Raw genomic sequence first — 22573 nt, 5'->3', positions numbered from 1 at the left:
GCATGAAGGCCGCCAACATCCTCGAAACGATTGGCAATACCCCGCACATTCGCATCAACCGGTTGTTTGGCGACCGCGCCGAAGTCTGGATGAAGTCCGAGCGAGCCAACCCTGGAGCATCGATCAAGGACCGCATCGCGTTGGCGATGATCGAAGATGCCGAACGATCGGAGAAGCTGCAGCCTGGCGGAACGATCATCGAGCCGACCTCCGGCAACACCGGCATCGGCCTCGCCATGGTCGCGGCGGTCAAGGGCTATAAGCTCATCCTCGTCATGCCCGAAAGCATGAGCATCGAGCGCCGCCGACTGATGCTCGCCTATGGCGCGACTTTCGATCTGACGCCGAAGGAAAAGGGCATGTCGGGCGCGGTAGCCCGGGCACAGGAGCTGATCGATCAGACGCCGGGCAGCTGGATGCCCCAGCAATTCGACAATCCGGCCAACGTCGAAGTCCACCGCCGCACGACGGCGCAGGAGATCCTTCGCGACTTCGCCGACAATCCGCTGGACGCCATCATCACCGGCGTCGGCACCGGCGGCCACATCACCGCCTGCGCCGAGGTGCTGAAGCCCGAATGGCCCAACCTCAAGGTGTTCGCGGTCGAGCCGGCGCTGTCGCCGATTCTCAACGGCGGCAAACCGGGGCCGCACCCGATCCAGGGCCTCGGCGCCAATTTCATTCCATCCATTCTCAACACGGACATCCTCGACGGAGTGATCGACGTCGATGCCAATGACGCGAAGGAAATGGCACGGCGCGCGGCCACCGAAGAGGGCTTGTTGATCGGAATCTCGTCCGGTGCGGCGCTCGCCGGCGTTGCTCAAAAACTTCCCGAACTCGGCGATCGGCCGCGTGTCCTCACTTTCAACTACGACACCGGCGAGCGCTATTTGTCCGTTCCGGAGTTTCTTCCCGAGTAGGCTTAAGAGGCCGCTAACCCCGTTCGTTTGGCTTCGCGTTAACTCGCGCGCGTTACCCTCTGTGTGTGGAACAGTCCGTCCGCCCTTCTTGCGGCCGGATTAGCGTGGGGTTCAATGCGCAGGTCGCGATTCGCCGCTTCATTCGAAACGAACGACGAGATTCTCGCGCGTACGTCCGTACGCGAGGCGATGCGCTTCGACCTGCGAAAATCCGACAGCAGCGGAGAGCATTCGCTTGCCGAGTGGCGTGTCGCGGGCCTCGATTTCACGGCCATGTTGCTCGGCTTCACGCATCTCTTGTTTACGATCGCCTATCTCGTCCTCGCGGACGGAATCCCAACGACTGTCACGTTCGACAACCCGCTGATCCCGTCACTGCTGGCGCTTCTCGTGGACGGCGGGGCGTGTGCGGCGCTGCTCACTCGACGCCGCTTCAATTTCTCCGCGCACGTCGTCGTGCGCTCGCTGTGCGCCTATGTCGCGCTCAGCGGGCTGCTGTGGACGTGGTTCGGCCATGCGGTCCAGGACGATGCCTTCGTCACTCCCATCTCCGCCGCGCAGATCATCCTTTGCGCCGGAATCAGCATGGGAACGATCGTTTCGATTAGTTCCCCGCCGTTGACGCTGGTGAATGCCGTCGTCTGCACCCTGGCTGCGATCGTTCTCGGCAATTCCCCGCTGGTTCCAGCCGGCGTCGCCATTCTGTCGCTGATGCTGGTCGCTTACAGCATCGCCGGAACGCGCAAGATCATTGCCACCGGCCGCATCCGGCTCAAGCTCGAAGGGCAGGCACGCAAGGCCCTCCACTTCGTCGATGAGTTCGAGAACACCGGCCGCGGCTGGTTCTGGGAGACCGATTCTTTCGGCACCCTGTCCTACGTTTCCGGCCAGCTGGCCGAAGATTTCCAGTGCGATCCTGAATCGTTGCTCGGGCGCCAGTTCACCGACTTGCTGTCGGTCGACACGCACGTTCCGGATGTCTTCGAGGAGCGCAAGACGCTCGGCTTCCATCTGTCCGCCCGCTTTCCCTTCTCAGACGTGGTGGTGCGGCCGGCGAGCGAGCAGGACGTTCACTGGTCGTTGTCGGGCAACCCGATCTTCGACGATCACGGCCGCTTCCTGGGCTTCCGCGGCATCGGCACCGACCTCACCGAGCAGCGCCGGTCCGAGCAGGAAATCTCCCGTCTCGCGCGGTTCGATTCGCTTACCGGCCTGCCCAACCGCTCGATGATGCGGCAGACGCTCGACGAAGCATTGCGCAACTCGGCCCATCGCCAGAAGGGCTGCGCGCTGTTCCTCATCGATCTCGACCGTTTCAAGAACGTCAACGACACGCTCGGCCACCCGGTCGGCGACGCGCTGCTGCGCCAGGTCGGCGAGCGGCTGAAGTCGGTCATGGGCAATCACGGCCAGGTCGGTCGCCTCGGCGGCGACGAGTTCCAGGCGGTGCTTCCCGGCACGGTCGCCATCGGGCTTCTGGAATCGCTGGCCCGGACGCTGATCGAGCAAGTTTCGCGAGTCTATTCGATCGAGGGGCATAAGGTAACCATCGGGGCGTCTCTGGGCATCGCAATTGCCGACCCTGGACGCTCCGGGGCCGACGCCCTGGTCCGCAATGCCGATCTCGCGCTTTATGCCGCCAAGGCCGCGGGGCGCGGCAAGCACTGCTTCTATGAAGCCTCGATGCACAGCGAGGCCGCCGAGCGCCAGTTGATCGAGAACGACCTGCGGCAGGCGATCGATCGGGACGAGCTCTCGGTGCATTATCAGCCGGTCGTCCACGCTGCCGGCGAGGAGATCTCGGGATTCGAAGCGCTGGTGCGCTGGCAACATCCCGCCCGCGGTCCGATTTCTCCAGCCAAATTCATCCCGCTCGCCGAAGAAGCCGGCTTGATCGGGCGAATCGGCGAATGGGTGCTGCGGACCGCATTGGAGGAAGCAAAGCACTGGCCCGACCATCTGCGCGTCGCGGTCAATCTATCTCCGTTGCAGTTCAACGATCCTGGCGTCATCACGATGGTCGCCAACCATCTGCGGGAAACTGGAGTCCGCGCCAATCGCCTCGAGCTCGAGATCACCGAAGGCGTGTTCCTCGCCGAAGGCGATTCAACCGACGAAACATTCGCCAAGCTCAAAGATCTCGGAGTTCGCCTCGCGCTTGACGACTTTGGGACTGGTTACTCCTCGCTCGGCTATCTGAAGAAGGCGCCGTTCGACAAGATCAAGATCGACCAGAGCTTCGTCCGCGGCGCCGCCTCGACCAGCGCGACGAACCGCAATGCCGCGATCATTCGCGCCATTGTCACCCTCGCCGAGACGCTCGGCATGGATACGTGCGCCGAGGGAGTCGAGACTCATGACGACCTGCAGCTCATTCGCGAGCTCGGGGTCAGCATGGTCCAGGGCTATATCTTCGGCCGGCCAAGCGACGCCGCGACCGCCCGCGAGCTGGCGAATAGCGCGCACGTCGAGGCCGACGGCTTCCAGTGCATTCGCGAACCTCGTCACCGCCTGATGCGGCGCGCGATGTCCTGCATCGGCGGCGAGACGATGGAAGTGAAGCTTCGCAACATCTCATCGATGGGCGCCCAGGTCGAATGTCCGGCGTCGGTTGCGCCAGGGCTGGAGATCGTCATCGACATTGTCGGCGTCGGGCCGGTCACTGGCACCGTTCGCTGGGCGCAGGCCGGCAAGTTCGGGGTTCATTTCGGAGAGCAGTTCGACCTCGGTCGGCTCGCGCCCAAGCGCGACAAGCCGCAAGACACCATGCTCCGGCCCGGCTACCTCGATCGCCGCGAGGCCAGCCGCTAGAGGCTGGCCAGGCGCCCGAGGCGCGCCCGGTCCTTGCCGTAGAAATCGTCGAAATAGACGATCGACGTCCCGCTCGGCACCGCCGTCAAATAAGTGAGATAGACCGGCACCATGCTCGGCAGGTTGACCTTCTGCTCCGGCTTGGCGCCCTGAGGCTTGGGCGGGCGCCCGTTGAACAGCCAGCGCGCGAACCGCGCCGCATCCTCGAGCCGGACGCAGCCGTTGCTCTGCAACCGAGCGGCCTCGTCGATCTTTTCCTGCTCGGGCGTGTCGTGCAGCCAGATGCCCTGCGCGTTGGGGAACATGAATTTCATCTTCCCCATCGAATTGGCCGGGCCGGGCTTCTGGCGCAGGCGAGCCTGCACTCGCCCGGCGGCAACCGCATGCCAGTCGATCGACATCGGGTCGATGACGCGTGGATGGTCGGACCAGTCCGACAGGAGCTCGTAGCCCCTGTTCTTGAAGTAGGCGCGTCCTTCCTTGAGGATGGTCGGCGCAAGTCGCTTCGCCGTGATGTCGGCCGGCGAGTTCCAGTACGGGTTGAGCGCAATGTAGCGAATGTAGGCGTTCATCATCGGCGTCTGCGCGATCGGGTCGGGGCGGCCGGCCACGACCCGCATCGAGTCCACCACATGTCCATTCTCGTACATGTAGAGCCGGGCCGCGGGCGCATTGACGATGACGTAGCGGCCCTCGCCCGAAGGCAGAGCGCGCGCCCGCTCGAGGTTGAGCGCAAGGAGCTGGCGTTCGCGCTCGCTGCGATAGAGGCGGCTGGCAAGCGCCAGCCGAAGCTTGCCGTAAATCGGGTTCATCCAGCCAACATTCTGGACGTAGTCGGCGAGATTGGGGGCGGACGCTGCGCGGTTGAGAAGGGTCGTGGCCGATGGCGGGGTCGGCTTGAGGTCGGAATCGACATAGATGATGCCGCCGGGATCGCGATCGACGTCGCGGGCGAAGGCCACGAACGACTGGCTCAGCACCATGTCGGCGCGCTGTACGTCGCCGCGCCGCGCGGCCTCGATGGCCCGGGCGACACCCTTGGCGTTGTAGCGACCCGGCTTTAGATTGTCGGCCTGCGCCGTGCTGAGCAGAAGCAACAGCTGCTGCGCGGCATTCCCCGCCCGCGGCGAAAACCACAGCGGCGCACCGCCGCGCGCCCGATAGAAGTCGGCGACCGCGCCGGCGCCGGGATCATGGCGAGCGGCGATCGCCGGCGACGGGGCAAGTGCCAAGGGGACGGCGGCGAAGGCGCTGATCGCGATCGCCGCCCCGGACAGGACTTTGGATGAAATGGCCATGCGGTGCGATCGTCTCCGAGAAATCTGCGCCCCAACGCACGGGGACGGCATCTGTGTTACACCCAATAGCCGCACGAACTGAACCCCAACTGAAACGATGGTGTCGGGAGTGATTTGCGGGGCACACAAAAAGAGCGCCGGGGCTTGCCCGGCGCTCTCTCTGGTTGGTTCGACCGCGATTAGCGGCGGTTAATGTCGACGTTGCGGACGTAACCGCGATAGTCGACGTCGCACCTGAACGACAGGTCAGCAGCCTGGTTGTAGCCGTAACCGAGCGAGCCGTAGGCGCCGACGCCGTACGGGCTGTAGTTATTGTAGGCATAACGCCCACTGCTCGCGAGGCCGCGGACGCGGACGCCACTACGGGTCGGCGTTACCTGCGTGACCGAGACGACGCGACCGGTGGCAGTGTTGGAGCCGAGGATCGCACCCAGGATCCCACCGATCGAGGACCGGTTATAAAGCCGGTTCTGGACCGCGGCGGTGCACTGGCTGGTCGCCGCCGACGTGTTCACGCCATAGGCGCCATACGTGTTGGTATAGGCGTACGGGTTCGTATAGCCGTACGGGTACTGCGCGGCGGCAGGAGCCGCAGCCGACATCGCTGCCAGGCCAATGCCTCCAGCGAACATTCTGGTCATCAGTTTCATGGCTCGTCTCCTTTCCGAATGAAATGGAGCCTTCTGACCGTAACAACGCGCGGGCTCTCGCCAGTGCAGCGGCATTCGTCGCCAAGGGCGCTCGGCTCGTCGTGGCAGGGTGAACCGCCGTTGAATGGCCTGAATCGCTTCCGGCCGCATGAGCGGCTATGCAGCCGGCCTGTCCGACCAATGAGTAGCAGCGTGCCCCAACCGCAAATCGCCGACCACCCGACCGTTGCAAGCCGGAAGACCGCCGCGGCGCCCGGGACCGGCCATCCCACCCTGCGCCAGCTCGGCCGCCTGATCCTCGAGCCCGGCGGCCCATTCACCAAACTGCCCCGCCGCGGATACCAACGCGGCATCGATTATTATTCGGCCGCGCAATTGCCGCTCCTCGTTGGAGGAGTCGCGAATCGCTTCTTCGCGGTCCACGGACGCTATCCCAATTTGTACGCCCCCGAGCTTCTGAACGACAAAATCTTCGCTTCGAAATTCCTCCGCCTCTTCAAGATTCCGGAGACCGCCAACAAACTGCTCACCTCCTCCTTCATCCCGCCGGAGGCTGAGCCGCTGGTGACCTGCGCCCCGATCGTCTGGCATTCGAGAACGGAGCGGATCCCGCGCGGAAACGAGATCGAGGCCGGCGTATATTATCTGAAGTCGAGCCACGGCTGCGACATGTTCCAGCGCATTCACTACCCGCTGAGCGACGACCGGGCCGACGCTCTGGAGGAGCGGTTCAGGCCTGTCCTCAACAAGAGGTACGGCGTCAAGAACGGCAATTGGTGGCATAATTGCTTCGCGCCCGAGCTGATGATCGAGAAGGCGATCGGCTCGGAGGAATTCACCACTTCACTCAATTATGTCGTGGTCGGAGGCACGGTCGTCCGGCTGACAGCCTATCAAAAGCTGAGCGAGGGGTACCGCAAAACGAACTTCGAGCCCGATTGGACGCCGTACGACAATGCGGCCGGCGCGCGTGCCGAATTCCGCATGCCGTCGCAGGCCGCGAAAGACCGAATGGCGAAGGCTGCCCAATTGATCGGAAAGGACCTTGGCTACGTCCGGGTCGATTTCCTGCTCGACGACGACGATGCGCCCTATCTTGGCGAGCTCACGTTCACCCCGGGCAATGGGCTCACGGTTCTGAAGCCCGAGATCGACCAACGGCTTGGACAGATGTGGGACTGGTCGGCGGTGCTCGACGACGACAGGCTGGCTCCGCCTAAACCGGGCTGAACCGATTGGCACATCTCTTGCCAGATACTGCCTATGAGAAGCTGGTCGAACCCGCCCCGGAGCCAAACCGGGTGCGACGGTGTCCGATTCCGGACAGCCATTGTTCGCACGCGGACAAGACGCGTGGTCATTCGCTTGCAGGGTGAGTGGAGGCCCGAGCCGGAATCGAACCGGCGTGCAAGGATTTGCAGTCCTCTGCGTAACCACTCCGCCATCGGGCCGAGAGGCCCCGCCTTTCCAGAAGCGCACCCGCGCGGTCAACCCTTGCGGCTCGCTTTGCGGCAACACTCGGCCATCATTCGATCAATGACGGTTGGCGCGGATCGATGGGGTCGATATGACCGGGTTGAATATTAGGTGTATTACAGTCATACAACAGCAATGACCGTCCAGACCCCGATTCCCGACTTCGCGGCCGCCCGGCTGGCGATGGTCGAAAGCCAGCTTCGTCCCCAGGGCGTGACCGATCGCGCCGTGCTGCAGGTGATGGGCGCGCTGCCGCGCGAGCGCTTCGTGCCGGAGGAGGTTCGGTCGCTCGCCTACACCGACCGCGCGGTGCCCCTCGGCGACGGTCGCTTCCTCACCGCGCCGGGCGCGCTCGGCCAGCTCCTGACGCAGATGATGCCCTTGCCAGGTCAACGAGCCTTGGTGGTCGGTGCCGGCACCGGATATTCAGCCGCCGTTCTGGAGGCGATGGGCCTCGAGGTTGCTGCCGTTGAATGCTCGGCCGCCCTCGCGCAGAAGGCTCGCGCCGCTGGAATCGAAATTGTCGAGGGCGCGCTCGATGCCGGCAATAAGAGGAGCGGACCCTACGACCAGATCCTCATCGATGGCGCGGTCGAATATATTCCCGAGCCGATCATCGAACAGCTGGCCGATGGCGGGCGCCTCGGCGCGGCCCTTGTAGATCGCGGCATCACTCGCCTTATAGTGGGGCGCAAGGCCGGTATCGCATTCGGTTATCTCTCCATCGGCGATGCGGGAGTGCCAGTGCTTCCCGGATTTGCCCGCCCCCCGGCATTCACATTCTAAAGGTTCCCAGCGAGTGCTTCCCAGGATTATCACCGGCTCACTGATCGCTGCCCTGCTGGCGAGCTCGGCCATCGCCGATACGCTGCGCGACGCGCTGGTCTCGGCCTATCGAACCAACCCGACGCTGACCGGCCAGCGCGAAAACTTGAAGGCGACCGACGCCAATGTCGCGATTGCCAAGGCCGCCGGCCGGCCGCAGGTTAGCGCGTCGGTTGGGCTGAACCGCGACCTAAGCCGCCGGGGTATCCTCAACACCGGCGGCTCGAAGACCAACGTCTCGGTCGGCGCCGACCTCAGCTATCCGCTGTTCAACGGCGGACGCGTGAGGAACTCGGTGAATGCCGCGAAGACCCGGGTCGAGTCCGGACGCGCCACTTTGCGCGCCGTCGAAGGCGACGTCTTCACCCAGGCCGTCGCCGCCTACATGGACGTCATCCGCGACCGCGCCATCGTCGAGCTCAACCAGAACAACGTCAAAGTCCTGGAGACCAACCTCGAGGCGACGCGCGACCGGTTCGAGATTGGCGACCTGACGCGCACCGACGTCGCCCAGTCCGAAGCACGCCTGCAGCTTGGGCGGTCCCAGCTCGCCACCGCGATCGGACGCGAGACTGGAAGCGAGGCGGTCTACCGCCAGGTCATCGGTCATCAGCCGGGGCAGCTCGCGCCGCCCCCGCCGCTGCCGCCCCTGCCCGCAACCGCGGACGAAGCGGTCCGGATCGCGCTCGCCAACAACCCCGACCTCGTCGCCGTCACTCGCGAAGCGGTCGCCTCCGGCTATGACGTGCGCGTTGCCGAGGCCCTGCGCCTCCCGACCGTCTCGGCTGTTGGCAGCGGAACCTATGTGAACCAGCTTGGCGGCGCCCCGGGGAACCTGCCGAACACCGGAAGTCAAACGTCCGTTGGCCTCAACCTTGGCGTTCCACTGTTCCAGGGCGGACTGCCGTCGGCCCGGACTCGCCAGGCGCAGGCGATCGAAGGCCAAACCCTCGAGCAGGTCGTCGGCACCGAGCGCGCCGTGGTCTCCACCGCCCGGTCGGCGTTCGCCTCCTACGATGCGGCACAGAAGGCGATCCAGTCCAATACCGTCGCCGTCCAGGCCAATGAGCTGGCGCTGGAAGGTGCCCGCGCCGAGCAGAGCGTCGGCACCCGCACCGTCCTCGACGTGCTCAACGCCGAGCAGGAGCTGCTGCAATCGCAGGTCGCGCTGGTGACCGCCAAGCGCGACTCCTACGTTGCCGGCTTCCAGCTGTTGAACGCGATGGGCCAGGCCGAAGCGCAAGCCCTCGGGCTCGATGGCGGGCCGCTGTATGATCCGCTCGGCAATTACCGCCGCGTCGCCAACAACTGGAGCGACTGGGCGTCGGATCCGCGGCATCATCCGGTCGCGACGCGGACCGTCGACCCGCAGGAGATGCCGGCGACGCCGGTCGTCACGCAGCCGCTGCTCAGTTCGCCGCAGACCCCGCCCCCCGCCTCGCAAACGGGGATTTCTCCGAAGCAGGCGGATTCGCCGGCGATTGTCCCGGCAGGGGTGACTCAGCCACCGCAATAAGCGATAGCTCGCCGGCATGCAGTCGCCCGGTCGCGAACCCTCTATGGAAGACATATTGGCGTCGATCAAAAAGGTCATCGCCGAGGAAAAAGAGCTGCGCACCGCGGTCGCCGCGGGATCGATCGACGATTCGCCGCTGCCCGAGGAAAACATCGGCTCGGACGAGGATGCCGACGTGCTTGAGCTCAACGAGCCCCTTGCGCCGCCGCAGGATCTCGGCCCGCCGCTGCTCGACGAGGAGATCGCCGGCCACAGCCGCGAGGCGCTCGCCCAGCTGCAGACGGTGGCCGCAAGCGTGCCCGCGGCCCCGCAGGTCAACCCGCTCGAGGATATGATCCGCGACATGCTGAAGCCGATGCTCAAGCAATGGCTCGACGATCATCTCCCGCAGATGGTCGACGAACATGTCAAGCGCGAGATTACGCGGATCACCGGCCGCCCGCTCTAGCCAGGAAACCGGATCGTCTTCAGCCTGAGGCTGCCGCGGACCACGGCCAGCTTCAAGCGGTTGGTGCCCTGGAGCATCGGCAGCGGCGGCACGGATATCGTCTGCCACCCATTGGTCGCCGCCACGGACAGCGTTACCGGCAGACCGTCATTGAGCGTGATCGCGAGCGTGGCGGGGCCATCGGCGGCGACTAGCGCCGCCCCGCGCCCACCCTCGGCTTCGGCATCGATCGTATATTGCATCCACTCGCCCTGCTCGAAGGCCGAAATGTAAGGCGAACCGTCAGGCTCGCGGGCAATGTCGACGCCGTCGTTGCGGTAGGTGCGGCCATCGTTCCACTCGCTCCGCTTGCCGCCGGTATCGGTGTGGTAGTCGGCCTCAACCCGGTCCGCATAGGCAATGCCCGGCGGGCCGAGGTCGTAATCGACCGCCGCGATCTCCAGAGGGACGCTGCCCAAGCGGTGCTCCCGGAACGGGACCGTCGCATCGGAATGGGTCTGGCGCATCATCGCGTCGACCACGTCCGGATGAACCACATTGTTCGCATAATCGACGTCGTGGGAGGCGAGCTTCATCATCGCCGTCCGCGCCTCCGCCGGATCGGGCCGCGGGCCCTTGCCGGTCAGCCACTCGACGATCCGCTGCCAGCCCTGGTTCGGGGTGACCTCGAGCGGGTTGTTGAAGCCGAGCTTCTTGAGTGGCCACCACGACCAGCCGATGTCGTTCGCTTCAGCGAGCTTGATCGCATCCCGGTCCCAGCCGTTGGAATTTTCGCCGCTCTCGCCGAGCCAGATCGGCCGTCCCGTCGCCTCGCGCAATTTGACGATCCCGGCAATCGAGCCGGCGTCGTTGTGGTTCCAATATTTGTGGAAGCTGAGCACGAGCTTATCGTCCCAGTCGGGCGTGATCCCGGCGTAATTATTACCCCAGCAATTGCCCTCGATGACGATCAGATGGTTGCGGTCGTGCTCGCGGATCGCCGCGGTGATCCTTTTATAGAGCGCGGCGATCGGTCGGTTGCTCTTGTCGTTACAGCCGTGGCCGCCGCCGGGTCCGTCGAAATCCCAATTGGGCTCGTTCACTAGGTCATAACCGCCGACCCACGGATTGTCGGTGTAGCGCCGCGCAATTTCTCGCCACAGCGCGACGGTGCGGCGCTGGTTCTCGGCACTGCCCCACAAGGAAGCCTGCGCCGGATCGCGGTCCGAGATGGCGAGGTCGGTGCCCTGACCGCCCGGCGCCGCGTGGAGGTCGAGGATCACCCACATCCGGTTGGCCGCCGCCCATTCGAGCAGCCGGTCGACCCGCCGGAACCCGTCCTCGTTCCAGCGATCGGTCCCGGCCGGCGCAGAGGGATCAAGGAACAACGCGTAATGCATGGGCAGGCGAACCGAGCTGAAGCCCCAACGGCCGAGCGCGTCCATGTCCGCCTTGGTCATGTGATGATCGAGCCACGCGCGCTCAAACTCCTCGACCGCAGCCCGGCCCACCAGCTCGGCCAGGCGACGCTGGATCACATGCTGCTGGCCGAGCTCGCCAAGCTTCAGCATGTAGCCTTCCTGGAGCATCCAGCCGCCAAGGCCGATCCCACGCAAGATCACCGGTCGGCCGTCGCCGTCGACGATGCGTGGTCCCTGCGCGCCAAGGAAGCCGGGCACGGGCGCCGCGGCGCTCGCGCCGGCCGTCGCAAATGCCGCCAAACCGAGCAGCAAGCGCTTCATCGCGTCTCCGATTCTGAGAACGTTATCGACCGGGTTGTGCGGGTGATCGCAGCACCCCGCAAGCCGCCAACGGTTGATGCTGCATTGCGGCATCGCTAGGCGTGCCGGCGATGAGCGAGCTTCCCAAGACCTTCGACCCGAAGACCATCGAGGAACGCTGGTACGCGCACTGGGAGACGCGCGGCTTGTTCCGGCCCGATCGCAATGATCGCGAGCCGTGGACGATCGTCATGCCGCCGCCCAACGTTACTGGTAGCTTACACATCGGCCACGCTCTCGACATCACGTTGCAGGACGTCCTCACCCGCCGCGAGCGGATGCTCGGCAAGGATGCGCTGTGGGTCGCCGGCACCGACCACGCCGGAATCGCGACCCAGATGGTGGTCGAGCGCAATCTCGAGAGTCAGGGCATCAAACGCGCCGAGATCGGCCGCGAGGCCTTCCTCGAGCACGTGTGGGAATGGAAAGCCCAGTCGGGCGGGGCGATCACCCGCCAGCTCCGGCGTCTCGGCGCCTCCTGCGACTGGGCGCACGAACGCTTCACCATGGACGAAGGCTTCTCGAAGGCCGTCGTCAAAGTCTTTGTCGAGCTCTACCGGCGCAAACTGCTCTATCGTGCCAAGCGCCTGGTCAACTGGGACCCGAAATTCCAGACTGCGATCAGCGATCTCGAAGTCGAGAGCCGCGAAGTGCAGGGCCACATGTGGCACTTCAAATATCCGCTCGCGGGTGGTGAGACCTACACCTACGTCGAAAAGGATGAGGACGGGAACGTCGTCCTTCAGGAAGAGCGCGACTACATCTCGATCGCCACGACGCGGCCCGAGACCATGCTCGGCGACGGCGCGGTCGCGGTTCATCCGGACGACGAACGCTACCGGCCGATCATCGGCAAGCTTTGCGAGATTCCCGTCGGGCCGAAGGAGCATCGGCGCCTGATCCCGATCATCACCGACGACTATCCCGACCCGAATTTCGGCTCGGGCGCGGTCAAGATCACCGGCGCTCACGACCTCAACGACTATGGCGTGGCGCAGCGCAACGGCATTCCGATGTATCGGTTGATGGATGCGACCGCGCACATGCGTAGCGACGGGCCCTCCTATGCCCAATCCGCCGCTCGCGCCCAGGCGATCGCGCGCGGCGAACCGGCCAGCGCAGAAGAAATCGATACGCTCAATCTCGTGCCGGACGCCTACCGCGGACTCGACCGCTATGAGGCCCGCAAGCAGGTGGTTACGGACATCGATGCCGAAGGCCTGATGATCAAGGTCGAGGACAAGCTGATCATGCAGCCCTTCGGCGACCGCTCCGGGCTGGTGATCGAGCCGATGCTGACCGACCAATGGTACGTCGATGCCGAGACGCTGGCCAAGCCGGCGATCGAGGCAGTGCGGTCGGGCGATATCGCGGTCGTGCCGGAGACCTGGAAGAAGACCTGGTTCAACTGGCTCGAGAATATCCAGCCCTGGTGCGTGTCACGACAGCTGTGGTGGGGCCACCGCATTCCCGCCTGGTACGCAGACGACGGCAGCGTTTACGTCGCCGAGACGGAAGAGGAAGCAAAAGCTCAAGCCGGCGGCAAGCCGCTACGCCAGGACGAGGACGTCCTCGATACCTGGTTCAGCTCGGCTCTCTGGCCATTCGCCACGCTTGGCTGGCCCGAACAGACAGAAGACCTCGAGCGCCACTATCCCAACGACGTCCTGATTTCCGGCTTCGACATCATCTTCTTCTGGGACGCCCGCATGGCGATGCAGGGCTTCGAGTTCATGGGCGAGCGGCCATGGAAGACGCTCTACCTTCATGGGCTGGTCCGCGACGCCAAGGGCCAGAAGATGTCCAAGTCGAAGGGCAACACCGTCGACCCGCTCGGCCTCATCGACAAATACGGCGCCGACGCGCTGCGCTTCACGCTCGCCGCGATGGAAAGCCAGGGCCGCGACATCAAGCTCGATGAGAAGCGCGTCGAGGGCTACCGCAACTTCGCGACCAAGCTGTGGAACGCCGCGCGCTTCCTGCAGATGAATGGCGTCGGCGCCAGCGACAGCATCGCCGCCCCGGAGGCCGAGCTGCCCGTCAACCGCTGGATCATCGGCGAGGTGGTCGAAACGCTCGCGAAGCTCAACCGCGCGTTCGACGAACTGCGCTACGACGACATGGCCGACGCCATCTACCACTTCGTCTGGGGCACCTTCTGCGACTGGTATGTCGAGCTGATCAAAGGCGCGTTCGACGACGAGACCAAGCGCGTCGCCGCCTGGGCGTTCGACCAGATCTTGGTGATGCTCCACCCGCTGATGCCCTTCATCACCGAGGAATTGTGGGGCGCGATGGGCGAGCGGCCGTACGAGCTCATCGTCGCCAAATGGCCGGAGCCTGCGGCGCTCGCCAATCCGATAATCGCGACCGTGGATGGCGAGGCCGTCGATGCCCGTGTTGAATTCGACTGGATTATCAGAACGATCGTTGCTGTGCGTGCTGCGAAGAATGACGCGGGCATTCCGCCGGGGCAGCGCCTCAAAGCGTATTTAGAGGACGTTACCCACAATCTGTGGAAGCGCCTTCCATCTGCGCAGGCCATGTTCGAGCGAGTAGGACGTATAGAGATTTCTTCATCCGAAATCCCGACCGGCGGCGTGCTTCGGATCTCGGCGCCAGGTGCAACTCTTGTCGTCCCGCTCGAAGGTGTGATCGACCTCGACGCCGAAAAGGCGCGACTGACGAAGGCCGCTGACGCAGCGGAGAAAGAGCGGGACAGCCTCGCGCAGCGCCTCGCCAACCCCAACTTCACCGAGCGCGCCAAACCCGAGGCGGTCGAAAAAGCGCGCGCCGACCACGACGCCAAGGCCGCTGAGGCCGAACGCCTCCGCGCTGCGTTGGAGCGGCTAGGCTGATGGCAGACGCTGGAACTCGAAGAAGCGGCCGCGGCAACCTCACCGAAGGCCCGATCGCGAAGACCCTGCTCGCCTTCGCGCTGCCGACGCTCGCGAGCTCGATCCTTCAGTCCCTGAACGGCACCGTCAACGCGATCTGGGTCGGGCGCTTCCTCGGCGAAGGCGCCTTAGCGGCCACCTCCAATGCCAATATGGTCATGTTCCTGTTGTCGTCCTTCGTGTTCGGCTTCGGCATGGCCTCGACCATCCTCATCGGCCAGGCCTGGGGCCGCAAGGACGTGGACCAGGCGCGGCGCGTATTCGGCACCGCCTCGGGCTCGTTCGCGGTGATCACGATCCTCGTTGCCGTCGCCGGCTGGTTCCTGGCGCCGGCGATTCTCCAGCTGCTCGGGACGCCCGGCGACGCCGCCCCGCTCGCGCTCGCTTATTTGCGGGTCATCTTCCTCGCGCTTCCGGCGCTGTTGTTGCTGACGCTGCTGATGATGGCGCTGCGCGGCTCGGGCGACAGCCTGACGCCGCTGTGGTTCATGATCGTTGCCGTTGCCCTCGACAGCGGGCTCAACCCATTCTTCATCCGTGGCTGGGGCCCGTTCCCGGAGATGGGGATCGCGGGCTCCGCGATGTCGACGCTGGTCGGCAATTACGTGAGCCTGATCGGCCTGTTCATTTACATCTACGCGAAGGACTTGCCGCTGCGGCTGCGCGGCCATGAGCTTGCGTATTTGCTTCCAAGCCGCGCGATCCTGAAGACGCTGGTGATCAAGGGCCTGCCGATGGGCCTGCAGATGATCGTCATCTCGCTATCGGCGCTAACGCTCGTCAGCATGGTCAACCGCGAAGGCGTCGACACCACCGCGGCCTTCGGCGTCGCGATGCAGCTGTGGACCTACGTCCAGATGCCGGCGATGGCGCTGGGTGCCGCGGTGAGTGCGATGGCATCGCAGAACATCGGCGCCGGCAAGTGGGAGCGCGTCGGCCGCATTACGCAGGTCGGCATCGTCCAATCGCTGCTGATCACCGGCGCGCTCATCGCGCTGATGACGCTTGCCGACCGCGCGGTCCTGAGCCTGTTTATGGGACCCGACAGCCCGGCGCTTCCGATCGCCCAGCACATCCACCTGCTCGCCACCTGGAACTTCCTGCTGTTCGGGGTGATGATGGTGCTGTTCGCAACCGTTCGCGCCAACGGCGCGGTGTGGGCGCCGCTGATCATTCTTGCAGTCGGACTGGTGCCGATCCGCTTCGGCTGGATCTTCGCGACTTACGGCTGGCTCGGCGCGGACGCGATCTGGACCAGCTTCCCGGTCACCTCGCTGATCAATCTTGGGCTCGCCCTTGCTTACTATCTGCAGGGTGGGTGGAAGAAGGCGCGGATGGCGGCCGAGCCCTGCCCCGACGAGGACGAGACGACCGAGGAAGCGCTGGCGACGCGCGAACCGGGCGGCGCGCTGAACCCCGCTGGGTAACTTTCTTCGTCATCCCCGCGAACGCGGGGACCCAGCCAAGCAAGAAAAACTGGGTTCCCGCTTTCGCGGGAATGACGATAGAGGGCGTTTATGTCTTCCTTCCCCTATCTCCGCATGCGGCGCGGCCGCGTTGCGCCATGGATGCGCGACATGCTCGCCGAGAACCGCCTTCACCCGAGCGACTTCATCTGGCCGCTGTTCGTCTGCGAAGGGTCCGACTGCGAGGAACCGATCGGCTCGCTTCCGGGGGTCAGCCGCTGGAGCGTCGACCGGCTCGGCGCCAAAGCGAAGGAAGCCGCGGCCCTCGGCATTCCCTGCGTCGCCCTGTTTCCGAATACGCCCAACGAGCTCCGCACCGAGCGCGCCGAGGAAGCGCTCAACAAGGACAATCTCATCTGCCGCGCGATCAAGGCGATCAAGGATGCGGTGCCCGAGATCGGCGTTCTCACCGACGTTGCCCTCGATCCCTACACGGCGCACGGCCATGATGGGCTAACCGACCAGACCGGCTACGTCCTCAACGACGACACGGTCGCGATCCTCACCGAGCAGGCGCTGGTCCAGGCGGAAGCGGGCGCCGACATCGTCGCGCCATCCGACATGATGGACGGCCGCGTCGCCGCGATCCGGACGGCTCTGGAGGACGGCGGCCACCACAATGTCGCGATCATGGCCTATGCGGCGAAATACGCCTCGGCCTTCTACGGCCCGTTCCGCGAGGCGGTCGGCAGCCAGGGCCGGCTCAAGGGCGACAAGCGCGGCTATCAGATGGATCCGGCGAACATCGAAGAGGCGCTGCGCGAAGTCGAGCTCGACATCGCCGAGGGCGCCGACTTCGTGATGGTCAAGCCCGGCCTGCCCTATCTCGACGTCGTCGCGAGGGTGAAGGATGCGTTTGGGGTGCCGACCTTCGCTTACCAGGTGAGCGGCGAGTATGCGATGATCGAGGCGGCCGCGGCGGCGGGCGCGGGCGACCGCGACGCGCTGATCCTCGAGACCCTGATCGCGTTCAAGCGCGCGGGCGCGACCGGCGTCCTCACCTATCACGCGCTCGACGCCGCGCGCCTGATCACAGGATAACCAAGGCGCTATGATCGAACAGCTGCGGGCCGAGATCGAGGCGCTGCGCGCACAGACTCGCCCGCTCGAGCCCGACGCCGGTCAGCGCCGGGCATTCGGCGAGCAGGCGCTCGACCATGCGCTGGCCTATTGGGACCAGGTCGAGGCAGCCTCTAGCAACCGCCCCTGGTCGGAGGTTTTCGCCCAGCGGCTCGACCCCGAATTCACCGAGGAGGGCCGCGACGCTGCGGCGGTCCTCGATTATGTGCGAGAGTGCGTGGATGCGCCCGGCTTCGCTACCACCAGCCCGCGCTTCATGGCCTATATCCCCGGTGGCGCGGTTCCCTATTCCGCCTTCGGCGACCTGCTCGCGGCGGCCTCGAACAAATATTCGGGCTTTGCCTCCGCCAGCCCAGGCGCCGTTCGCATCGAAAATGCCTGCACCCAATGGCTGGCGGAGGTCATCGGCTATCCCAAGGAGGCCGCGGGAACGCTCACCTCGGGCGGCAGCATCGCCAACCTCACGGCCATCGTCGCCGCCCGCGAAGCCCGCGACCCGGACGGTGGCGGTGCGGTCTATGTCACGCGCTTCGCCCATTATTGCATCGATAAGGCACTCCACATCGCCGGCCGCGGCCGCGCCCCGAAACGGATCGTCGCGACCGACGATCATTGCCGAATGTCGATCGAGGCGCTGGAACAGGCGCTCGAACAGGACCGTCGCGCCGGTGTTCGTCCGTGGCTGGTCGTCGCCTCCTCAGGAACGGTCGACACCGGCGCCATCGATCCATTGCCCCAGATCGCCGAGCTGTGCCGCCGCTACGGCGCCTGGTTGCACGCCGACGGCGCCTATGGCGGGCTCTTCGCCCTGTGCGACGAGGGCCGCGCCTTGCTTCGCGGGATCGAGCAGGCCGACAGTGTCGCGCTTGATCCCCACAAGACCTTGTTCCTCCCCTACGGAACCGGCGCGGCGCTGGTCCGCGACGGGAAGCTCCTGCAACAGGCATTCAGCGCCAGCGGCGAATATATTCGTCCGCTTGGCGAGTCCGAGGTCGGCCCCTCGCCCGCCGATTTGTCGCCCGAGCTGACCCGCCATTTCCGGGCGATGCGCCTGTGGCTCCCGCTGCAAATGGCCGGCGTCGCTGCCTTCCGCGCCGCCCAGGCGGAGAAGCTCGCGCTCGCCCGCTATTTCCATGCCCGCCTGTCGGAGATCGACGGTTGGGACCCGGGGCCTGCGCCGGACCTTTCGGTGGTTGCGTTCCGCTACCTGCCGAAGTCCGGGGATGTCGATCAGTTCAACGAACGGCTCATGCAGCAAATCCAGCAGGAAGGCCGCGTGATGATGAGCGGGACGAAGATCGACGGCAGCTATCGCTTGCGCTGCGCGATCCTCTCCTTCCGCACTCACCTCGAGCATGTCGACGACTCGATCGACGCGGTTGTTCGCGGCGCCGAGGCCCTCGGTGGCTGAGATCATCGCCGAGACCGCCCGGCTTCGCCTCCGTTAACCATTTTCCAATCGCCTTCTCGCTAAGCCTCTGCTCGCGCCCGTGACGGCGCGGGGAGAGCAAGCAGGATGGCCAGTACCGCGCTGATCGCTGGTGGGCGGCAGGCATCGACGCGCTTGTCCTTCATCGCGACGATTTTCACCGGCTCCTTTCTGCTGTTCCTGGTCCAGCCGATGATCGCGCGCATGGCCCTTCCACGACTGGGCGGAGCGCCCGCCGTGTGGAACTCGGCGATGCTGGTCTATCAGGCGCTACTGCTTGCCGGCTACGCCTACAGCCACTGGCTTGGACGGTTCGCGCCACGCCGGCAGGCGACCGTGCATCTGGCGTTGTTTGCGGTTGCCGCGGCGATGCTACCGATCAGATTGGTCAGGACGACCCCGCCGGCCGACGCCAACGTCTTCCTGTGGGTACCGTGGTTCCTGGCGTTGTCGATCGGCCCCCTGTTCCTGGTCGTCTCGGCCCAAGCACCGCTCATGCAGCGCTGGTTCACGCTGAGCGATGGGGACGATCCCTATCCGCTCTACGCGGCCTCCAACCTCGGCAGCTTTTGCGGACTGATCGTCTATCCGCTGCTCGTCGAACCGCTGCTGTCGCTCGCGACGCAAAGCCTGGTGTGGAGCCTCGGCTACGGCTGCCTCGCTTTGCTCGTCGCATGGTGCGCTTTCCGTTTGCCGGCGGCGGGGGCCCGCGCGGCGATGCCGAAAGCCGCTCCTGTCGACCGTCGCACGCTTGCTGCCTGGGTATTGCTCGCGGCGATCCCCTCGGGCCTGATGCTCTCGACGACACTCCACATCACGACCGACATCATGGCGATGCCCCTCTTATGGGTGCTGCCGCTCGGCCTCTATCTCCTCAGCTTCACGGTCGCGTTTGCGAAGGACCGGCGAGTCGCGGCATGGATCACGCGGCTGTCGCCGATCATGCTGCTGATCGCCGCCTGCGGGGTGTTCAGCGACGTTCCCGTATCGGCGTCGCTGCTCGCGATCGCGTCGCTACTCGGCCTCTTCTCTATATCGGTCGCGATCCACGGCGCGTTGTATGATCGCCGCCCGGACCCGTCGCAGCTGACTACCTTCTACCTGGCGATGTCGGTCGGTGGCGTATTGGGAGGACTATTCTGCGCGCTGCTCGCGCCAATGGTCTTCGACTGGACCTACGAGCATCCGATCCTGATGGTGGCTGCGGCCTATGTCCTGGGTCGGACCAACCCGTTCCTCGAGAAGTTTTGGAAGAACGGCGGGCCGGAACGGCTGGTCCGCTGGAGCATTCCGCTGCTGCTCATCCTGTCGCTGGTCGGACAGGGCGCATTCGGACTCCCCAATTCGCGGCTGGTCGCGATGTTCGCCTCCTTCGTGCTGATCGCGCTGGCTCTGCTCGCGAGTGGGAACCGGGTGGTGTTCGCTGCGGCCACTGGGGCGCTGATGCTGAGCATGGGCGGCTGGGACAAGATTTCGCTGTCGACGGCTCCCGACCGGATGACCCGCAGCTTCTTCGGCATCTATTCCGTTCGGGAAGGGGCAAACGATACTCGGATCCTCATCCACGGCACCACGATCCATGGCATTCAACGCCGCGGTTCGCCGGAAGATGAGCGCGTGGCCACCAGCTATTACGCGCCCGGGTCCGGCGCGGGGCTCGCGCTGACCGCCGCCCCCGCATTGTTCGGCGACCACGCGCGGATTGACGTCGTCGGGCTCGGGGCCGGCACCCTCGCCTGTTACAGCCGACCGGGGCAGCATTGGCTTTATTATGAGATCGACCCTGCGGTCGTGCGGATCGCCCGCAATCCGCAGCAATTCACTTTCCTCTCGCGTTGCCTGCCGGACGGCAAATTCGCGATCGGCGATGCCCGGCTGACTCTGGAGCGGTCGGCTTCAAACGCTGCCGACGTCCTGATCGTCGACGCCTTCTCATCGGATTCGGTGCCGATGCATCTCCTGACCAAGGAGGCTTTCCAGACCTATCGCCGCCACCTGTCGCCGACCGGCCTGCTGCTCGTGCATATATCGAACCGTTATCTCGACTTGCGTCCGGTCATCGCGGCCAACGTGCGCGACGGCTGGGTCGCGCGTGCGCGCTTTTTCGCTCCCACACCTGCCGAGACTCGGCTGTCGCAGTCGGGGTCGCTGTGGATCGCTTTGTCGACATCGCCGTCGACGATCGCCCACCTCGAACAGGCCAGCGGCGCCGAAAGATGGACACCCCTCCAGCCTCAGCCGGGTTTCCATCAGTGGACGGACGATTACGCGAGCATCCTGCCGATCATCAAATGGCGCGATTGAGCTCGGGCGGTTAAACGCCCAGCCGCTGCTGGATCGCCTTGATCCGCGCGGCCTGGCGCTGATCGATCGCTCCGACCTCCTCCCCCGCATTTTGAACCGCCGCGAGGTCGCTCGGCGCGAGCCCCCCTTGGCTCTGCAGCGCGGATGCGCCGGTCGCATCGATCTGCGACAGCGCCTCGGTCACCGGCCGGCGCGCGGCGATCGCCGCCGACAATGCCTCCTGCGCGACGGTCCAGCCGTCGCTTTGCGGCGCCCCCGCCGAAGCCGCCAGCTGCTCTGCCCGCGAGGCAGCGGAATCGAACGCCGCGGTGCCGCCGCGTGCCTGCTCGACCAAGGTCCGCAACTGCGCCGCGAGAGCGGGCGTCACCGGCCGGCCGTTCAGTGGCCGCTCAATCGGCACCCGCGGATCGATCTGCTCCGCCGCCCTCGGCTGGAGCGAGGGATAGGGCCCGCCCGGCGAGGAGCAAGCGCTCAACATGACGATCGGGAAAAGGAGTAGCCGGGACATCGTTCGCGGCTGTAAGAGAAAATTGGCGCGCCCGGAAGGATTCGAACCTCCGGCCCCCAGATTCGTAGTCTGGTGCTCTATCCAGCTGAGCTACGGGCGCGCGACGCTCCGGCGAGCGGAGGGCGCGACATAGGGGCGTCCGCCGACCCGCGCAACCCACCCTTGCTCATTGTCGGCAGCGGCCTCGCGAGATAGGTGGATCCCGTGATCGGAACCGCCCTCCTCGCCTTCGCCGCGGCCGCCGCGCAACCGGCCGCCAAGTGCGACGTGTCGCCCGCCGACCGGGCCTGGCTCGACCGCTCGATGAAGGCCTGGGACTACGCCAGCCAGCGCATCAGCGGCATCGGGCGAGTCAGGAAAATCCAGGCGATTGTCTTCGACGACCGCTGCGTCGTCACCAGTGACACGGCGATGAATGGAGGCCCCAACCGCTGGTCGGGCCACCTTCACGGCGGAACGGTGAAGTTGCCCGGCGGCCAGGAACTCAAGCCTCAGGTCATTTCGTTCGCCCAATCGGAAGCGTCGATATCGCATTTCGTGATGTCGACGCCGAGCATCTGGCGAGCCGCGAACAAGAGCGGAAAGGGAACCACGCTCGAGAATCTGATGACCGCGGTGATGATGCACGAGGCAACGCACGTGGCGCAGATGCCCAGCTACGGTAAGCGGATCGGGGCGATCGCTGATCGCTATCACCTTCCCGAGGAGTGGAGCGACGATTCGATCCAGGAGCAGTTCGGGAAGGACCCCGGGTTCGCGAGCTCGATCGACCGCGAATCAAAGCTGTTTCTCGCTGCGTCCGAAGCAAGCAACCGGGCCGAGGCCGTCCGGCTAGTCCGTTCGGCTCGCCAGATGATGAAGGCCCGCTATGCGCGCTGGTTCACCGGGAAGAACGCCTATCACGCCCTGGCCGAGCCGGTCTGGCTGACCCTCGAAGGCTCGGGACAGTGGATGGCCTATCGCTGGCTCGTCGATCCGCACGGCGCGGATGTCCCGGCCGCCGACGTCCGGCCCGGTTTCGTCAACGACAAATGGTGGTCCCAGCGCGAAGGCTTCACGGCCTTCATGGCGCTCGAGCGGCTGACGGGAACGGCGTGGAAGGCGCAGGCTTTTCACCTGGGACGGAAGGATGTCCTGCAAATGCTCGACGAAGCAGTCCGGTTGCTTCCGGATCGAACCTGA

16 protein-coding genes and 2 tRNA genes are annotated in these 22573 nt (G+C 65.3%); 12 read left to right on the top strand and 6 right to left on the bottom strand.

Features of this window, described 5'->3' with window-relative positions; translation table 11 throughout:
• Window positions 1-2: 2 nt before the first annotated feature.
• Both cysK and N539_RS16375 read left to right on the top strand, forming a co-directional pair.
• Entirely contained in the window at window positions 3-923 is a 921-nt protein-coding gene (gene cysK, locus N539_RS0109320) for a cysteine synthase A (protein ID WP_028970045.1), read from the top strand.
• 114 nt (window positions 924-1037) lie between these two features.
• Window positions 1038-3734 carry an EAL domain-containing protein gene (locus N539_RS16375; protein ID WP_051531694.1) on the top strand — a complete coding sequence of 899 codons (2697 nt, stop codon included), beginning with the start codon at window positions 1038-1040 and terminating at the stop codon, window positions 3732-3734.
• On the opposite strand, the gene N539_RS16370 is transcribed toward N539_RS16375, so the two are convergent.
• Together N539_RS16370 and N539_RS0109305 are read right to left on the bottom strand one after the other, a co-directional pair.
• On the bottom strand, window positions 3731-5032 hold the full coding sequence (locus tag N539_RS16370) for a L,D-transpeptidase family protein (RefSeq protein WP_037552720.1): 1302 nt from the start codon (window positions 5030-5032) through the stop codon (window positions 3731-3733). The genes N539_RS16375 and N539_RS16370 overlap by 4 nt on opposite strands.
• A 179-nt stretch (window positions 5033-5211) precedes the next feature.
• Window positions 5212-5682, bottom strand: coding sequence for a hypothetical protein (locus N539_RS0109305; RefSeq protein WP_028970044.1), 471 nt, complete (start codon window positions 5680-5682; stop codon window positions 5212-5214).
• A 192-nt stretch (window positions 5683-5874) separates the two neighbouring features.
• Between N539_RS0109305 and N539_RS0109300 the strand changes: the two genes are divergently transcribed.
• Window positions 5875-6912, top strand: coding sequence for an ATP-grasp fold amidoligase family protein (locus N539_RS0109300; RefSeq protein WP_028970043.1), 1038 nt, complete (start codon window positions 5875-5877; stop codon window positions 6910-6912).
• Window positions 6913-7059: 147 nt separating this feature from the next.
• On the opposite strand, the gene N539_RS0109295 is transcribed toward N539_RS0109300, so the two are convergent.
• Window positions 7060-7133 (bottom strand) — tRNA-Cys (locus N539_RS0109295).
• A gap of 160 nt (window positions 7134-7293) precedes the next feature.
• Between N539_RS0109295 and N539_RS0109290 the strand changes: the two genes are divergently transcribed.
• Genes N539_RS0109290 through N539_RS0109280 form a run of 3 tightly spaced genes read left to right on the top strand, consistent with a single transcriptional unit; the run spans window position 7294 to window position 9947 of the window.
• Complete coding sequence (locus tag N539_RS0109290; protein WP_028970042.1) at window positions 7294-7944, top strand: protein-L-isoaspartate O-methyltransferase family protein; 651 nt, start codon at window positions 7294-7296, stop codon at window positions 7942-7944.
• 13 nt (window positions 7945-7957) lie between these two features.
• Entirely contained in the window at window positions 7958-9499 is a 1542-nt protein-coding gene (locus tag N539_RS16365) for a TolC family outer membrane protein (RefSeq protein ID WP_051531693.1), read from the top strand.
• A gap of 16 nt (window positions 9500-9515) precedes the next feature.
• A complete protein-coding gene (locus tag N539_RS0109280; protein ID WP_028970041.1) occupies window positions 9516-9947 on the top strand; it encodes a DUF2497 domain-containing protein in 432 nt (143 codons plus the stop codon).
• Here N539_RS0109280 and N539_RS0109275 read toward each other — a convergent pair.
• The gene (locus N539_RS0109275) at window positions 9944-11668 is read right to left on the bottom strand and encodes a cellulase family glycosylhydrolase (protein ID WP_028970040.1); all 1725 of its coding nucleotides are present in this window, start codon (window positions 11666-11668) and stop codon (window positions 9944-9946) included. The genes N539_RS0109280 and N539_RS0109275 overlap by 4 nt on opposite strands.
• A gap of 110 nt (window positions 11669-11778) precedes the next feature.
• On the opposite strand from N539_RS0109275, the gene N539_RS0109270 reads away from it, so the two are divergent.
• From N539_RS0109270 to N539_RS0109250, 5 genes are all read left to right on the top strand, one after another.
• Window positions 11779-14565, top strand: a complete 2787-nt coding sequence (locus N539_RS0109270) for a valine--tRNA ligase (RefSeq protein WP_028970039.1) — start codon at window positions 11779-11781, stop codon at window positions 14563-14565.
• On the top strand, window positions 14565-16031 hold the full coding sequence (locus N539_RS0109265; protein WP_037552719.1) for an MATE family efflux transporter: 1467 nt from the start codon (window positions 14565-14567) through the stop codon (window positions 16029-16031). Before N539_RS0109270 ends, N539_RS0109265 begins: the two co-directional genes overlap by 1 nt.
• Window positions 16032-16121: 90 nt before the next feature.
• Entirely contained in the window at window positions 16122-17111 is a 990-nt protein-coding gene (gene hemB / locus N539_RS0109260) for a porphobilinogen synthase (protein WP_028970037.1), read from the top strand.
• A 10-nt stretch (window positions 17112-17121) separates the two neighbouring features.
• A complete protein-coding gene (locus N539_RS16360; RefSeq protein ID WP_051531691.1) occupies window positions 17122-18561 on the top strand; it encodes a pyridoxal phosphate-dependent decarboxylase family protein in 1440 nt (479 codons plus the stop codon).
• A gap of 105 nt (window positions 18562-18666) precedes the next feature.
• Window positions 18667-20883, top strand: a complete 2217-nt coding sequence (locus N539_RS0109250; RefSeq protein WP_028970036.1) for a spermidine synthase — start codon at window positions 18667-18669, stop codon at window positions 20881-20883.
• Between the two features lie 10 nt (window positions 20884-20893).
• On the opposite strand, the gene N539_RS0109245 is transcribed toward N539_RS0109250, so the two are convergent.
• Both N539_RS0109245 and N539_RS0109240 read right to left on the bottom strand, forming a co-directional pair.
• The gene (locus N539_RS0109245) at window positions 20894-21391 is read right to left on the bottom strand and encodes a hypothetical protein (RefSeq protein WP_028970035.1); all 498 of its coding nucleotides are present in this window, start codon (window positions 21389-21391) and stop codon (window positions 20894-20896) included.
• Window positions 21392-21414: 23 nt separating this feature from the next.
• Window positions 21415-21491 (bottom strand) — tRNA-Arg (locus tag N539_RS0109240).
• Window positions 21492-21595: 104 nt separating this feature from the next.
• Here N539_RS0109240 and N539_RS0109235 point away from each other — a divergent pair.
• Complete coding sequence (locus N539_RS0109235) at window positions 21596-22573, top strand: hypothetical protein (protein ID WP_156029858.1); 978 nt, start codon at window positions 21596-21598, stop codon at window positions 22571-22573.

The organism is Sphingomonas sp. URHD0057 (genome assembly GCF_000620665.1).
GTDB lineage: Bacteria > Pseudomonadota > Alphaproteobacteria > Sphingomonadales > Sphingomonadaceae > Sphingomicrobium.
The sequence above is the reverse complement of the archived record's forward strand: the minus strand, read 5'-3'. Positions and strand labels throughout refer to the sequence as shown.